The organism is Methanosarcina acetivorans C2A, assembly GCF_000007345.1.
Classification (GTDB): Archaea; Halobacteriota; Methanosarcinia; order Methanosarcinales; family Methanosarcinaceae; genus Methanosarcina; species Methanosarcina acetivorans.
Genome location: NC_003552.1, coordinates 1,972,546 through 1,988,475, shown reverse-complemented (window position 1 = coordinate 1,988,475; position 15,930 = coordinate 1,972,546). Strand labels below are relative to the sequence as shown.

At 42.3% G+C, this 15,930-nt stretch carries 10 protein-coding genes; 5 read left to right on the top strand and 5 right to left on the bottom strand.

The genetic code is table 11. The annotated features are described in order from the left end of the window. Positions 1 to 418: 418 nt before the first annotated feature. The gene (locus MA_RS08585; protein ID WP_011021661.1) at positions 419 to 1,540 is read left to right on the top strand and encodes a DUF21 domain-containing protein; all 1,122 of its coding nucleotides are present in this window, start codon (positions 419 to 421) and stop codon (positions 1,538 to 1,540) included. A gap of 88 nt (positions 1,541 to 1,628) precedes the next feature. Here the strand turns inward: MA_RS08585 and MA_RS08580 are convergent, their stop codons facing one another. The 3 genes from MA_RS08580 to MA_RS08570 all read right to left on the bottom strand — a co-directional run bounded on the left by MA_RS08580 (position 1,629) and on the right by MA_RS08570 (position 6,464). Continuing rightward, a complete protein-coding gene (locus MA_RS08580; protein ID WP_011021660.1) occupies positions 1,629 to 3,305 on the bottom strand; it encodes a nitroreductase family protein in 1,677 nt (558 codons plus the stop codon). Positions 3,306 to 3,493: 188 nt separating this feature from the next. Beyond that, the gene (locus tag MA_RS08575; protein WP_011021659.1) at positions 3,494 to 4,033 is read right to left on the bottom strand and encodes a DJ-1/PfpI family protein; all 540 of its coding nucleotides are present in this window, start codon (positions 4,031 to 4,033) and stop codon (positions 3,494 to 3,496) included. Positions 4,034 to 5,102: 1,069 nt separating this feature from the next. Next, positions 5,103 to 6,464 carry a TIGR00297 family protein gene (locus MA_RS08570; RefSeq protein WP_011021658.1) on the bottom strand — a complete coding sequence of 454 codons (1,362 nt, stop codon included), beginning with the start codon at positions 6,462 to 6,464 and terminating at the stop codon, positions 5,103 to 5,105. Positions 6,465 to 7,063: 599 nt separating this feature from the next. Here MA_RS08570 and MA_RS08565 point away from each other — a divergent pair. Next, positions 7,064 to 8,494, top strand: coding sequence for a dihydrolipoyl dehydrogenase (locus tag MA_RS08565; protein WP_011021657.1), 1,431 nt, complete (start codon positions 7,064 to 7,066; stop codon positions 8,492 to 8,494). Positions 8,495 to 8,917: 423 nt separating this feature from the next. On the opposite strand, the gene MA_RS08560 is transcribed toward MA_RS08565, so the two are convergent. After that, the gene (locus MA_RS08560) at positions 8,918 to 9,766 is read right to left on the bottom strand and encodes a class I SAM-dependent methyltransferase (RefSeq protein WP_011021656.1); all 849 of its coding nucleotides are present in this window, start codon (positions 9,764 to 9,766) and stop codon (positions 8,918 to 8,920) included. A 240-nt stretch (positions 9,767 to 10,006) separates the two neighbouring features. On the opposite strand from MA_RS08560, the gene MA_RS25240 reads away from it, so the two are divergent. The 3 genes from MA_RS25240 to MA_RS08540 all read left to right on the top strand — a co-directional run bounded on the left by MA_RS25240 (position 10,007) and on the right by MA_RS08540 (position 12,175). Next, positions 10,007 to 10,689, top strand: a protein-coding gene (locus MA_RS25240) for an IS1 family transposase (RefSeq protein WP_085984837.1) whose coding sequence is annotated in 2 segments (ribosomal slippage) — positions 10,007 to 10,327 and positions 10,330 to 10,689 — 681 coding nt in all. Because the reading frame shifts where the segments join, the coding sequence is not laid out codon by codon here. Positions 10,690 to 11,057: 368 nt separating this feature from the next. Beyond that, positions 11,058 to 11,522, top strand: a complete 465-nt coding sequence (locus MA_RS08545; protein WP_011021653.1) for an NUDIX domain-containing protein — start codon at positions 11,058 to 11,060, stop codon at positions 11,520 to 11,522. Further along, positions 11,510 to 12,175, top strand: coding sequence for a nucleotidyltransferase domain-containing protein (locus MA_RS08540; RefSeq protein WP_011021652.1), 666 nt, complete (start codon positions 11,510 to 11,512; stop codon positions 12,173 to 12,175). The genes MA_RS08545 and MA_RS08540 overlap by 13 nt, the downstream gene beginning before the upstream one ends. Positions 12,176 to 12,297: 122 nt before the next feature. Here the strand turns inward: MA_RS08540 and MA_RS08535 are convergent, their stop codons facing one another. Further along, complete coding sequence (locus tag MA_RS08535) at positions 12,298 to 15,456, bottom strand: PAS domain S-box protein (RefSeq protein WP_157860136.1); 3,159 nt, start codon at positions 15,454 to 15,456, stop codon at positions 12,298 to 12,300. Positions 15,457 to 15,930 lie beyond the last annotated feature (474 nt).

Sequence of the window (15,930 nt, the reverse complement as noted above, 5' to 3'; positions counted from 1 at the left end):
TGATTTCGCAGATCCAAAACCATTTGAATGTTCAATATACGATACAATAGCAGGCGGCTCAAAAGGTTAAACGTTGAGTAAATTCAAATTCCGTTTAAGTACTGTGAGATGATCATAAAATGAAACAAATTCGAAGTTGAAGTAAGTGGGTCACCTGTCTACGATATATATCTGTAATAAAAGAAATTAAAAAAGTGAACTGATTTTGGGATAAAACAAAATGAGATGAAGCAAATTAAATTATATCAGGGTAAACGTAACTTAATAGCAGGTAAAATGTTTATCCGGCAGGGAAATGGTAAATCAGGCATGAAGCGATGAAATCAAGCCTGAAGTGAGGAGATTAAATTTATAATAGATTAACTGATTAAGGATTCGATTAGGTTTATACAGATTTTATAGAGGTTATAGACTTACAATGAATGAAATCATTACCTGGATCCTAATTGCACTTTGCCTGACACAGTCTGCTATATTTTCAGGGCTGACTATAGGGATTTTCGGCCTTGGGAGGCTGAGGCTTGAGATTGAAGCCGAAGCAAATAATAAAGATGCAATTAAAATCCTGCAGCTTCGAAAGGATTCCAATTTCCTGCTCACTACCATGCTCTGGGGGAACGTGGGCATAAATGTCCTTATTGCTCTGCTTACGGATTCCGTAATGGCAGGAACCTCAGCTTTTCTCTTCTCGACCTTTGGGATTACCTGTTTCGGAGAGATTGCCCCTCAGGCTTATTTTTCCAGGAATGCGCTTTCAGTTGGGGCAAAGCTGACTCCTCTTATTCGTTTTTACCAGATGCTGCTCTATCCGGTGGCAAAGCCGACAGCCCTTATCCTTGACTGGTGGCTGGGCAGAGAAAAACTGGAGCTGTTCAGGGAGCAGGCAATGAGGATTATGCTTGAAAAACATATCGAGTCCGGGAAGACCGATATCGGCCTCTTTGAAGGGATAGGTGCCCTGAACTTTCTTTCAATAGACGACGTCAACATTTCTGATGAAGGATCCATTATTGACCCGAGGAGCGTCATCTCTCTTCCTGTTGAAAACAACCGCCCTGTTTTTCCTGCATTCAACCGGGATCCGGCTGACCCTTTCCTCCAGAAAATAGAAGCCTCCGGAAGAAAATGGGTAATCATCACCAACCCGACAGACGAGCCTGTAATGGTGCTGGATGCTGACGGCTTCCTGAGAGATGCTGTCTATAAGAAGGGGCCTTTCATTCCGCTTTCTTACTGCCATTTTCCCGTAGTGGTAAAGTCTCCGAAAACCAGGCTAGAGAAGGTAATCCGGCAGTTCAAGGTATATCCTCAGTACCCGGAAGATGATGTAATTGACCAGGACCTTATTCTTTACTGGGGCGAGGAAAAGCGCATAGTTACAGGGTCGGATATTCTGGGCCGCCTGCTCCGCGGAATTGTGGTTGAATGTGATGTGGGCTCAGGATGTGAGATGCCTCCTGCAAAGCAGCCGGGACTCGTAAGAAGGGCAGCTTTCAGGAAGGACAAAAGAAAAGAAAAAACAGAACAAAGAAAAAAGTAAAGAAAAAAGAATCAAAGACAAAAAACCGGGGGCAAAAAGAATTAATGAAATAAACGAAGGGAGGACGGAAGCAAACTTTTCTCCCGAGTTACTTCCTGTACGCAGGGAAGGTCAAAACCCCGATATCCTGAAGAGGCGAGCCCATTGCAAAGTGGTAGAGATCCTGATACTCAAGCCCTTCAAGCCCCAGAGCTTCGTGCAGAGGGTCGTCGAAAAAACACCCTATCCCGCAACCCCTGAAACCTCGAGCTTCGGCTTCCAAGTAAAGAAGCTGCCCGAGGACTCCGCATTCCCAGAAAAGGCGAGGGTACATCCATGAGCCGCTTGTTTTCAGAGGCTCTTCGAACTCCGAAAGCATGCAGGCAGTAAAACATGAGTCTTCTGCTTTTCGCTGCGCACATGAAAGCTGGGCTGCAAAATGATGCAATTCCTCTTCCATAAGCAGGTAAAATTCAAGGTCATAAGGGCAGTTTTCAGGCTTTTCCCAGAGAAAATCCGGTCTGAAGGCGGCTTTAAACTCTTCCGCTTCTCCGGCTTTTCGCAGAAAGATATAAAGTCCTTCACGAAGCCCCTTCACCCTGTTTACAAAGAGAAGCAGGTGTGCAAAAGGTCCGGAAGCAAGCGTCTCGAAAATGGGATTTTTCTCGGGAAGAGTTCTGCGTAGGATACCATAGAAACTGTTTTCGTCCATGTAAGCACTGTTATTCATTTCAAGGGCACTTCTTCTCCTGTGAATAACGCTACGCAGAGAAACCGTCTCCAGGCTGGAATGGACTCCAGCGCCGGAAATTACCGAGGACAAGCCTGCAGCTCTCCTTTCAGGCTTTGGTTCAGGCTTTTTTTCGTCTTCATAAGAAGTTTCTTTCTTCTGGGTTGCTGAAGCAGCCTTTTCAATCCCGGCCCATTCCACATGTGCAGGGCTTAAACGATTAGGAACCCCTTTCCAGGTAAGCTTTTCAAAATCTGCAAGTGCAGAGGAAGAGATCTTTCCCAAAGGGTACTCCTTTCCTGCCGGATAAACTGCGAGCAGACAGGCAGGTTCCTCTTTTTCAGGTCCCTGCCTTCCCGAAATGCCCAGAAGTTTTCCTGTTTCCTCCGAACCCATATCCTTGAGGAGGCACGTCCTCCAGCCAAGTCCTGCTGCAGCAAAGGTAAGAGCAGCAATAGCATGCCCGAGGTCATGGTTTGCATACCGAAAAGCCCTGATGCCGTATTTCCAGGCAACCCGCCAGTAAATTGAATTCAGCCCTATGAAAAATGTGCCTTCCGGAAAGCCGGAACTCAGTTTTTTCCAGGTCTCCGGGGAAAATTCCACTCTTAGCTCAAGGGCGTGCTGCAAAGGTGCGTAATGACAGACAGCCGGTTTTTCCAGAAGCTCCGGAACCGGTCCGGTAATAAGGTATACCTCAGTTGGGTGAAGGTTTCCGCTTGAAGGGTTGATGCGGAGTGCCCAGCGAGTATTTCCTACTTTTTTCCAGACTGAAAGGGCAAAGCTGTCAAAAAAAAGCTGAGAAATGCTGTTCCGGTTCAGTCCCGAAGGCCCCAGTTTCTCCGGAGAAAATGCCTGTTCATATGTCGGTAAAAGTTCGGACTCAATATCTTCTTCACTCCAGGTATCGAGCTTTAAAAGTGGAGTTCCTTTGTAATTTAGAAAAGGGTCCGGTTTAATTGACATCTCAAGGAACCGGGGACCGGGAGCATAGGCTTTAAAGTTATGCTTGCTATCCTGATGATAGGACAGTATGGCTTCGAGTTCTGAATTCATAACAGGGCACCAGCTTTGCTATCGAATAGTTTCCAATCCGTAGGCTACGGCTTCCAAATCGTAGCCTTCAACTGTTGGGATTCGATTGTTATAGTTCAATAGTTAGTGTTCAATTGTTAACGTTAATTTTTAGGGTTTGATTGTTAGCATGATTGTTAGCATGATTGTTAGGGTTCGATTTTTGGGGATCAGGCTTTTTTCAGGGCTTTAAGGACGGCTTTTCCAAAGGCTTCCGCACTTCTCGGGTCTCGTCCTGTCACTATCCTTCCCGAAACTACAACTTCCCTGTCCAGATAGACAGCTCCATGCTCCTTAAGTTCGCGCACGGTATCCGGGCTACTGAAAACAGTGCTTTCCTTTCCCTTCAGGATTCCTGCTCTTGCCAGAATCACAGGCGAGATGCAGATTGCAGAAACCACCTTTTTAAGGGAATCGGCTTCTTTTACGAGTCCACTCAGGTACTGATTATCCCAGAGGTACTTTCTCGAACCCGGGCCCCCGGAAATTACGATCGCATCATAATCCTCAATTCTGGCATCGGAGATCCTTATGTCAGGTTTAATCGTACCTCCCAGTGCCCCTTTTGCAGTCTCCCTAAACTCGGCTGCAACCGTAACATTTGCTCCTGCAGCTTCGAATAGCTGCTTCGGAACAAAGCATTCTTCATCCCTGAACTGCTCCTGAGCAACAACAAGTAAAATCTTTTCGCCTTTGTGTTCTGCGGTCATCTGGCTACCTCCCTGTAATTTGAAAAGCAAGAGTTCCGTTTATTCTTCATCGAAAACCGGTAGAGTCGGAAGAAAGATAGATTACCGGGAGACAGGCTTTCTGCCTCGCATCGTATCCTGCAACGTATCTGAAAAGACCGGAACCGAATTGATATTAGTTTTCAGCTGATACCAGTTCCCTCACATGAAAGTCTAATATACAACAATCTCACCCAGATATGGTATAAGGACACTGCAGTAACCCAACCCGAGTAAGAATATATTCTTGAAGATATAAATGGGTGTCTTTTGGCAGAGTTGGATTGCCTTAGTTGTGCTTCCCGAATTGCGCCTCGGGAGTAAGCTGTCTGTTTCGGCAGAGTTGCGGCTCTGCAGTGCGTCCTCTGTTTCGGCAGAGTTACGGCTCTGCAGTGCGCCCTCTGTTTCGCTCCGCTCAAGCAGACTAGTACATCGATTCCAAATTATGGGAAGAATTGGACTTTGAAATCAGCACTGGTCAATGTTTTTTCTATGAGAAAACCACAAGCGGACAAGAATAAACACGAATTGAAAATATTTGTGTTCACTTGTTTTTATTCATGGTTTATTGAGGATATATGGAATCGATGTACTAGTTTGCAGATAAAAATCGGGAGCTCTGCTCAAGCAGACTAATTTGCAGATAAAAATCGGGAGCTCCGCTCAAGCAGACTATTATTGGAAAAGTGAGTTTCGCTCAAGCAGACTAATTTGCAGATAAAAATCGGGAGCTCCGCTCAAGCAGACTATTATTGGAAAAGTGAGTTTCGCTCAAGCAGACTATTATGGGAAGAAGTGAGCTCAACTCAAGCAGACTAAATTGTAATATCTCTGACCCGTACAATGTCATTAGCTGTATTGTGTCATTCTTTTCACGCTCGACGAGGAGAGCGGTCTCCCCCCAAGAAGGCAAAGAAAAAAGAAGAAGATGAAAGAAGAAAAAAGAAGATAAAAGCCAAAAACTAAATTTGAGGCCATAAAAGATTGAAAACCAGGAGAAAAACCAGATTTCAATGGAATTTCCAAATTAATGCAGAAAAAATTTCTAAACTTAAAAACTAGATACGAGAAGATATATAATGGCTGAAATCCCTGCGCCTGCAAAGGTTGCAGCAAAGTTTACTCCACTGTTTGAGAGCAGGCCTCTTTTCTGAAGGGTAGCCCCGAGCAGGCTATCAATGTTTGTCCCGAAAAAGCCTCCTGCTGTTGTAATAAGGACTGAAAGCAAGAGATTGTCAGATATTCCGAGGACATAGCCAAGCACGCCTATGATTGCAGAACCGAAAATTGCAGCAAGTTCGCCAAGGGAGGAGACAGCTCCGTCAGCTCCGGGTTCAGAAAGTTTGAGGGTTGTGATCATTCGGGGTCTTCCTTTTGCCGTGGTTCCTATCTCACTTGCAAGAGTGTCGCCTGTCGCGGTTGCAACAGTGCCCATGTAGGCATATATTATAGGGAGACTCTGTTCCGGAAAGACTCCATATGCTACTGCAAGGACGAGGGCTGCGGTACTGTTTGAGAAGACGTTTTCATAACTCCGGATTCCGTCTTTTGCCTGGGCAATCCCGATTGATTCCTTATATGCGTACTTGTACCTGGTAAACCCGCCTCCCAGAATGAAAAAAGTCAGCAGGAGCAAAAACCAGGGAAGCCCGCTGAATACGATTATCAGGACTCCGAGAAGGGCAGCGCTGAGGAGGGCGGAAACATCAGCAATTTTCGCTCTGTAAGCCATCGCCCCGAGGAAAAGGGAGAAGGCAAGGGCTACGAGCATCTTCTCTGGAGGCACCCAGTACCTGAAATCCTCAAAAATCCACATCGTCATCCCTGCTCCCAGAGGTACCGGGATATTGCTGTCGATCTTGGTGGGAATGGACTCAAAAAGAGAACCTGTAACTGCTCCGATGACGGATATGAAAAAGATAAAGCTGTATGGGATCGGAAGGTCCTGCCAGTAGACGATCCAGCTGGCTGCAAGAAAAGCCGCAATAATCCTGAGAGAGAGAAAAATAGAACTCCAGAGCAATGAGAACCTTCTCTGCCTTTTCCTGTTCTTTTCAGACTCTAAATCAGCCATGAAACCTCTTTCGGTAAAAAAGGAAATGTGATTTCCGACTGCTGCAATGGCAAAGGCAGCAAGGACTATATAATACGGGTATGTGTACTGAAGGTCTTTAGTAACTGCAGAAACAAAGAGCATCAGCGTAAGGGAAAAAGAAAGACTGGCTGCGTCTCTTCTGCAGGGCAGAAACTTTCCGGAAAACCTCAGTCCCAGGAAAAGGCCAAAAGATAGGAAGAGAAGGAGATCTACCCCTGCAAAAGGAGCTATCAGAATAAGCAGGAAATATAATACATGCATCACGGGAATTCCATGATAAGAACTCCCATTTTCAAGGAGGGGGGTAGCTCTGTTCATTCTAAGACATCTTTTGTTTTTTATTCTTCCTGAAAAGCTACATAGAATAGGCTTTTCTTTATAAATAGATAGTTGTTTTCCCTTCCGACAAATGCTTAAAAATTAAACAAGATTAGGAAATATTTATGTATTTTATTACTTGCGCTCCGAGATATTTTCATGTCAGCTCTGGCGGTTATTCAAAGAGCAAAGGAACTTTTTTGTCTGCGACTTCATTCCACAGACACCTGCTACTAATTTTTTATCTCATAAAGTATCTTTAACTGCAATCCGGGATGGCTTCTTTCTGATGTTTTTTGAATAGATTTCAGGTCCTTTTTTATTTATTTTTACAATCCTTTTTATGATTTTTTACGATATTTATCACGATATTTATCACGATCTTTTTTACGATCTTTTTTACGATCTTTTTTATTTATTTTTACGATCTATTTTTTCTATCTTTTTTGCTATCCTTGTCTATTTTTCGGTCTTCTTCTGCTATAAGAATCATTTATTTAAGGATAAGGGTAATTAGCAAACAGACAGATAATTATTGCAGTTAACAAATCCAGTTATTGGCTAATATTTTGCTTTAAGTTTGCTGTGAGGGGAAGAGGATGAAAAATTACGATCTGATTGTGATAGGTACGGGTTCAGGGATGAACTACGTGAACTCTATCATCGATTCGAAACCGGAGATGAAAATAGCTGTTATAGATAAAGATGAACCCGGGGGGATCTGCCTTACCAGAGGGTGCATCCCTTCAAAGCTTCTGCTCTATCCTGCGGAGCTTGTCAGGGAAATCTGGACAGCTCCACTTTTCGGCATTAGGCTTGAGATAAAAGATATCGATTTCCGCATGATAATGGAACGGATGCGCAGAAGGATAGGGAAGGATATCGATACGATCAGGGACGGCCTAAACGAAGACACCTACCTTGACTATTATCACGAAGCCGCCGAATTCATATCCCCGTATACCCTCAGGGTTGGAGAAGAAACCCTTCACTCCGAGATGATTTTCCTGTGCACGGGCTCAAAACCTTCAATCCCGCCGGTTAAAGGGCTTGAAGAAACCGGCTACCTTACAAGCGATACCGTGCTTGAACTCGAGGAACGCCCTAAAAGCCTTGCCATTCTCGGAGGAAGTTATATAGGAGCTGAGTACGGGCACTTTTTTTCAGCCATGGGAGCTGAAGTCACGGTCATAGGGAGAAATTCGCATTTTCTCCCCCAGGAAGAACCCGAAATCTCCGAACTTGCCAGGATAAAGATGTCGGAATATATGAAGATCATTACAAACCACGAGGCAATAGAAGTCAGAAAAGAAAGCAACGGGCAGAAAACCGTTGTTGCAAAGGACAGAAAGTCGGGGGAGGAGATAAAAATTACCGCGGACGAAATCCTGGTTGCAACAGGCCGAACTCCGAATACTGATATTCTACACCCCGAAAAGGCAGGAATCAAGATCGACAGCCAGGGCTGGATTATGGTTGATAAATATCTTGAAACCTCCCAGCCAAATATCTGGGCTTTCGGGGACGCAAACGGAAAATACCTGCTCAAGCATGTGGGAAACTATGAGTCCGGAATAGTTTATCTCAATGCGATCATGAAGGAAAAAGTAAGGGCAGACTACCATGCCGTACCACACGCCGTTTTCTCCTATCCTGAAATTGCAGGGGTCGGGATGTCAGAAAAGGAAGCTCTTGAGGAGTACGGGGAAAACAGGGTGGTTATCGGCTTTAAGCTCTTTGAAGATACGGCAAAGGGATCTGCTATGGAAGCCAGGGGTTACTTCGTAAAAGTGATCCTGGACAGCCTGGAAGAGACAATTCTGGGTGCTCACATCATTGGACCCCATGCCTCGATCCTGATCCACCAGATTATTCCTCTCATGTACGCGCCCTCAAGAAGTGCAAAGCCAATTATCCGCAGTATGGACATCCACCCGTCCCTCAGCGAAGTTGTCACCAGAGCCTTTTATTCCAGGTTTTCCCCTGAACAATACCACCATATTATGAAACATCTCGGGCTTGAGGACTGAAAAGGTCTGTTTGAAGGTTGAAAAAACCGCTGAAAAGCGATAAAAAATGAGAATTTTACTCACAGGGGCAAAATTGTAGATCAATCTGACCCATACAACCATATTCACTGTATCGTACCGTTCTTGTTCCGCTCGACGAAGGAGAGCGGCCTTTCCCAAAAACCAAAAAGTGTAAAAACCCAGAAAATGAAAGCTGCTGAGGGCGCTTACGAGTAAGAACGAGAACTGAACAGATCAAACCTGCATAATCTATGGTATTTTCTCTCTTTTAAGCCTCTTTTTCTGCTCTTTGGGAAGGGCCGCCAAGCAAGCTGGCGGGGGCATTTTATAATAATTGAACTAAAAACGGTTTCTGGACTAAGGGAATTACTTCTTTTACCATAACGAACGGCAGGCAAGCAGACAAGCTACAGTCTTACACGACTATTTTTTGAGCAGGTCAAAAACCCATCTGCTGACACCCGGAGCAACGTTTCCGCAACGCCTGTAAAATTCAACCTCGAACCCCATGTTCCCGTATTCTTCAATTAAGCCCAGGATCTGGGAATCTGTTTTGAAAGTGTAAAAATGGATCTTTCCTTCTTTTCGGACATTTCCTGAAACCTCCCCTAGGAAATGGTCCATGTCATAGGGTGTCGGCACAATTGCCCTGTCAAAACCATTTTCCGGAACCTCAAATCCTTCATTTGTCAAAGAATCCGGATGGCTAAGAATATATTCGGCATCTCCCTGGATTACGGTCACCTGTCCTTCAAGCCTGTTCAGCCGGACGTTTTCTTTCAGGCAGGCACAGGCGTCAGGATTTATTTCGATTGCACAGACAGCTGCCCCTTTTCCTGCGGAAGGGAGCACAAAAGGGCCTACGCCTGCAAAAGGGATCAGAACGGACTCGCCGGGAAGGACTTTTGAGGCTACACGTGCCCTTTCCCAGTAGAGCCTGGGATTGAAAAAAACCTTTCTTATATCCATTCTGTATGTATAGCCGTTTTCCCTGTGAAGGGTTTCTGCGGAGTCCCCGGAGAGAAGTTCAAATCGGGCTACCCTGTGTTCGCCTTCAAGCTTACTGACCTTATTCAGGACAGCCCGGGTATTGCCCCTCATCGAGAGAATCTTTGAAACAATAGAGTCCCTGTAAGCCTCAAGTTCCTCCGGAATGGAAATTACTGCAACGTCTCCTACATAATCGAAGCATTTTGGGACTAAGGGAAGCAGGGGGGCTTCAACTATTCCTCTCATTGCATCTCGGAGAGTCACCCTGTCTCGAAAACTCATATCAGCATACCTCTGCTTACAATATATAAGCCTTTCAGACTTGCAAGCCTTTCATAATTGCCTGTAAGCTTTTCACAACTGGATATGGAAATTTAATACATGTTTGTAGGCCTTTACATGTTTGTAGGCCTTTTATACCTGCTTCTAAAAATTTCATGCCTGCTTTTTCAAGTGCTACTAAAATATCTGCGGTATTGGTAGTTAATTATAGCTACATATTATGAAAACCTATATTTCTGCATGAACTGCCCAAGATGCAAAAGTTCCAATCACACAAAAAACGGTATAGTTTGTGGACGTCAACGCTACAAATGCCACGATTGTGGATATAACTATTCAGTTGAGCTAAAATCAACTGCTAGTTCTCCTTTAGTTAAGAGACAGGCTTTGCAACTTTATCTTGAAGGATTAGGATTTCGCTCAATAGGACGATTTTTAGGGGTAAGTCATGTTTCTGTCCAAAAATGGATAAAGAAATTTGGTCAGGAGATAGAGGAGCTAAAAAGCGAAAATGAGATATCTATTGTTGAACTGGATGAGATGCACACTTACATCGGTAACAAAAAAAATATTGCTGGATCTGGATTGCTGTTGATAGAGTTGGGAAAAAGTTCATCAACTGCTCTTTTGGTAGCAGAGGAACGAAAACTGGACAACTACTCTGGGAAAAATTAAAGAAGAAAGAGATTGAAGAAGTGATGACTGATCACTGGAGGGCATATGCAGAGTTTATTCCTGAAACCATTCATACTCAATCCAAAGCAGAAACGTATACAGTTGAAGGATATAACGGCATATTAAGGCACTTTCTGGCAAGGTTGAGACGAAAGACAAAGTGTTATTCGAAGAGTCTTGAAATGCTAAAGTACTCTGTTCTTCTATTGATGAAACACAGAAATAAAAAGTTATCTATATTTAATTAACAATACCCAGCATTTATGATCTATTGGGTATTAACAGAGCCTTATAAAACAAAACTTAAATCTGTGATCATTTATAATGCATTGTTACAAAACTTCGCTGTTTATCAACTATATCAATAGATAGCTAATCGAGGATATAGTGTACGATTGTATATTTTTAGCGATTCTGCGACTCAGTTCCAAAATCTAGTGATTTTTACATTTTTGGATTAAAATCTTGAATTCCCAAGCAAAATTCAATTTTCGATCAAACTCAATATTCGAACTCTTCTGGCACAGGTCAATATTTCATGTTCAAAGGATTGTAGCCATATTTAAAATCCAGTGATTTTGCCAGTGAGATTATTATATAATAGGGAGAGCAGCTTATGGGTCGATTGATAAGAAATTCTGCAAAAGCTTTGATAATTAAAAACGGTAAGATGCTTGCAATAAAATTGCAGGAGAATGGTGAAGTTTGGTATATCATGCCTGGCGGGGGGCAGGAAACAGAGGAACTGCTCCCTGATGCCGCTTGTCGTGAGGTTTCCGAAGAATTGGGAATCAGTGTTACTCCGAAAGAACTGGTTTTTGCTGTTGAAGGTGTTCATGGTGAGAGGTTTCATCGAGTGGATTTAGTTTTCCTGTGTGAATATGTCGCCGAGATTCCCAACACAGCCTTACACGGTGACACAAATCAAATTGGATATGATTGGTTGGATATAAAAACGCTCAATACTCAGCCTCTGTATCCTTCAAAGCTGCGTAGGCAGATTATGAACCTTTACGAGGGAAAACCGCACAAAGTATATTTGGGAAATGAAGAAGCGGGGGATCCGGAATGCTTAGAATAGATACTTATTTTAAAGAGCTGATCGACTTATTAAAGCAAAATTACAGTTCACGGTTATTATATGTCGGATTGCAGGGAAGTTATTTTAGAGGAGAGGCCGACGAAATCAGTGATATTGACGTAATGGTTATTCTTGATAGATTATCAATTAATGATATGGAGACTTATCGGGAAATAATTGCCGAATGTGGAAATGGCGATAAATCGTGCGGTTTCATATGCGGAGAATCGGATATCAAAAATTGGAACCCATGTGAAATATGCCAGCTTGTTCATACCACAAAGGATTATTATGGGAGGTTGTCAGAGTTTGTCCCCACATATACGGTGGAAGATGAAAGAACTTATATAAAAATGAGTCTTAATAATTTGTACCACGAATTATGTCACCGATATATTCATGATTCAAGAGAAAAAAATATAATGAAGCTTCCAAGTACATATAAATCCGTCTTTTTTATTTTGCAGAACATTCACTTTCAGAACACAGGAAATTTTATACTGACAAAACGAGAGCTGCTTTCTCAATTACCAGACGAAGATAAAAAAGTTCTGCTTAAAGCTATGGAATTGAAAAATCAAAAGGAGTATCATTTTGACGAGTATTTTAGTGCATTATTTGAATGGTGCCAAAATTCAATATTCAAATCTTAAAAAAAGGCATACTCTGTGTGTTGCTAAATTTCATTTTTATAGATATAACTATGCCCCTGCTACGTAAATCTTTTTTGCCTCATAACTCCAAATTTTTGTACTCATTTTCCTGTGGTTTAAAGTTAACTTGAGCCAGATTTATCATTTTCTATCACTGAAAATCCCATAGTGAACTCTGTGCCATTGTTCCTTTTCAGTTCAAACTCCCCACCCAACTGGTCTACAAGAGAAGTTACAAGCTGAAATCCAAGACTATTAAGATCTTTGACATTCAGATTTTCAGGAATGCCTGTGCCGTCATCTGAAACTGTCAGAACGAAGTCGGCATACTTACAGCCATTGATTTTGCATTTTCCTTTTTCTTCTCTGCGAAGTTTGATTCGGATTTCTCCTTTATCCCTTTCAGGAAATGCATATTTGAAGGAGTTTGAAACCAGTTCATTGATAATCATCCCTAATGGAATAGCAGTATCCATATCTAAGAAAAAGTTCTCTTCCAGATCGAAATTCAAACTAACATCGGTCTTGAGGCTGTATGTTAGGAGTAGATTATTAGCTAATTCCTTTATATACTGCGAAAAGTTAAGCAAATCAATATTTTTACCTTTGTACAATTCCTCGTGTACAAGAGCAATAGAAAGAACTCTGTCAATGCTTTCGTTGAAAGCTTTCAACACTTCTGAATCCGTGATAGTCTTTTTGCCTTTAAACAAATCAGCCTGAAGATCCAGAAGAGAGGAGATTACCTGAAGATTGTTCTTGATCCTGTGATGTAATTCCTTCTTACTGGCAAGCTCAAAATTCCTTAGAGCTTCTTCAGCTTTTTTGCGTTCGGTTATATCTCTGGAAATGAATGAGACAGCTGACAGTTTTCCATTAGTATCAAAAACCGGAGAAAGAGTTATTGAGACATATATTTTCTTTCCGTCCTTTCCTAATCGTGAAGTCTCATATTGACGGATACTTGCTCCCTGTTTAATCAGTTCGATTAATTTCAGTGTTTCTTCATCTAAATGGGATGGAGCCAGAGTGGATACATGCTTTCCTAGAATTTCTTCCGCGGAATAACCATAAACCTGCTCTGCTCCTTTATTCCAGCTGAGAATTATGTCATCAAGGGATAAAGTTCCTACAGCGTCCAATGATGATTCAACAATATTCGCCAGTGTCTTAATTTTCTCTTCAACGATTCTAAGGTCTGTTATATCTTGTGTTGTCCCTCTAATCCGAACAGGATTATCTTCCTCATCGAAAACAGTTTCACCTTTAGAATGGGCTATACGCTCTTCTCCATTGGCTAGAATTATTCTATAATCAATACTAAAGGAGTTCCCGCTTAAAGCTCCTTTAACGGCATTATTAACATAATCTTGATCATCTGGGTGTAAGTAACTTAAAAATAAGCCATAATTTACTTCAAACTCTTGAGGCTTAAGTCCAAAAATCCGATACACTTCATCAGACCAATGTAATTTACCAGTTACAAAGTTCCGCTCCCAATTTCCAATATGAGCCATTTCTTGAGCGTTAGAAAGAAGTTCTTCTTTTTCTTTCAATGTACTGTAAGCTTTTTCAAGCTCTACGGTACGTTCTTTAACTTTTTCTTCCAGTGTTTCATTTGCTATTTTAAGGGCATCTTCTGTATTCTTGAGTTGTGTAATGTCTGTAAAAGTACAAACTATAATGTTAATACTACCATCGGGATTTAACAGAGGCTCGGAGTTAGCAAGCGTCCACACCCAATCTTCGTGCGAATACCGACGTATACCGATTACCTGATTCTTTAGCGGCTTGCGATTAATCCTGGCGTACTGTATGGGGTGAGACTCAAACTGTAGGGAATTCCCATCCTTATCGACGACATCCCACATATCCCAGCTAAGGTCCTGAATCCTCATATGCTCGAGTTCCTGTTCAGAGATATTGAATATTTGCAGAAATGCAGGATTATATATTGCAAATTTACCTTCGCCATCAATGAGAAATACACCGGATTCCAGATCCTGCACCAGTGCCTTAAACCGCAACTCGCTCGCCTTTAATTCTTGTTCAGCAAGTTTGCTCTCCTGTTCAACCTTTCTCCTCTGCAGGACTTGCGCCACTGCCGGCGCGATAGCTTCGAGATCCTCCCGTTGTTCGTAGCTATAACCACCTTTACGGTTTGCTACAGCAATTGAACCTATCGTTTTTCCGTCCTGGACAAGGGGAACGCCAAGAAACGATTTGATTGGCGGATGTCCTTCCGGCAAGCCTCTGCTGTCCGGGTGTGACTGTGGATCGTTGGTAAAGAAGCTTTTCTCGTTGATTATGACACTGCCATATAAACCATGGACAACATAATCTCTCGGGAGATTAAGATGCCCTGTCCTGTCGTACATACGACACTGTTCCCACGCCAGCTCGCTTTTTGCAACATCGTGCAGTAGCCCGTCAGCGCCAATTTCAACAATGAAACCAAACTCGCTGCCGGTCACTTCAAGGGCTACAGACAGACATGCTTCCCCCAGTTCTTCTTCTGTTTTTGCCTGCACCACATTGCTGAAGATCCAGTTGATACCCTCAAGAATACGGTTGTATCTGCAAACCCGGTGCTCTTCTTGCTTGCGCTCGGTGATATCGCGATTGCTGCCCCGGCTTCCAGCGTAGCATCCTTTACCGTCGTAGATAGGCTGGCACAGGTGGTGAAGCCATCTTATTTCGCCATCTTTTGTTATAATGCGAAACTCGATATCACTATGACAACTTGGTGACGCACCATGCTTATACTGGAGAAATACCTGCCGATCGTCCGAATGTATTATTTCCTGGAGCAGATCAGGGTTGTCCATGAATTCCCGGACAGTATATCCTGTGACCCGCTCGCAAGAAGGTGATATATACAGGAAACGGCCATCAGGGCCCAGCCAAAATTCCCAGTCGAAGGTGTTATCTGCTACGATACGATATTTCTTCTCACTCTCCCGAAGTTTTTCCTCAAGCACTTTCTGGTCGCTTATGTCGAATCCATAAATGTTCACACATTCTTCTTCGGGTAAGGGCTGAAACGTGATCAGGTATACTTTTTTTCCCACTTTAATATCCATCTTTTCGGATCTTTTCTGGCAAAGTACCCTTTCCACAATATCTCCGATATAGGAAGGCAGTTTTTCTCCGATTTCCACGCCCCATTCGATTAATAAAGGCTTAGCTGCCTCATTTGAGTAAAGAACAGTATCATCCTTTTCAACACTAAGTACAGGATTGGGGTTTTTCGCAGGAAAGTGTTTCATTCTCGCTTTCATTTTCCCATATAGCTCCATCTCTTTAGTTGCAATATGCCTTATCGCTACTAATTGTTGACCCGCTCACAGCAAAAGACATTTTTAATAAAAGACATTTTTAATTCAAGAGAATTATATAATTAAACTAAATTTAAAACTTTCCATTATAATAGATATCGTCAAAGGCGAAAAATAGTTGAACTAAGTAATTTTCTAAAAGAGTCAGAGCATGAGAATAAATAGATTTCCTATAAAAAGTCTTAAAGTGAATATTAAGATTATTAAGATTAGAACTTGATTATATATTAAAGTATTATAATAAAAATTTAATTATATGTTTTAAAAAAACCCGATATAAATATAAAAAAGCAAATTTATGTTCATTTTAATTATGCTTCACATAAATAAAAGGATATTAATTAATCTTTATTTGCGCTTCATTTCACTAGCTTATCAGCTAAAGTCAAAAGAGCTAAGGTAGATGCGAATCCATGT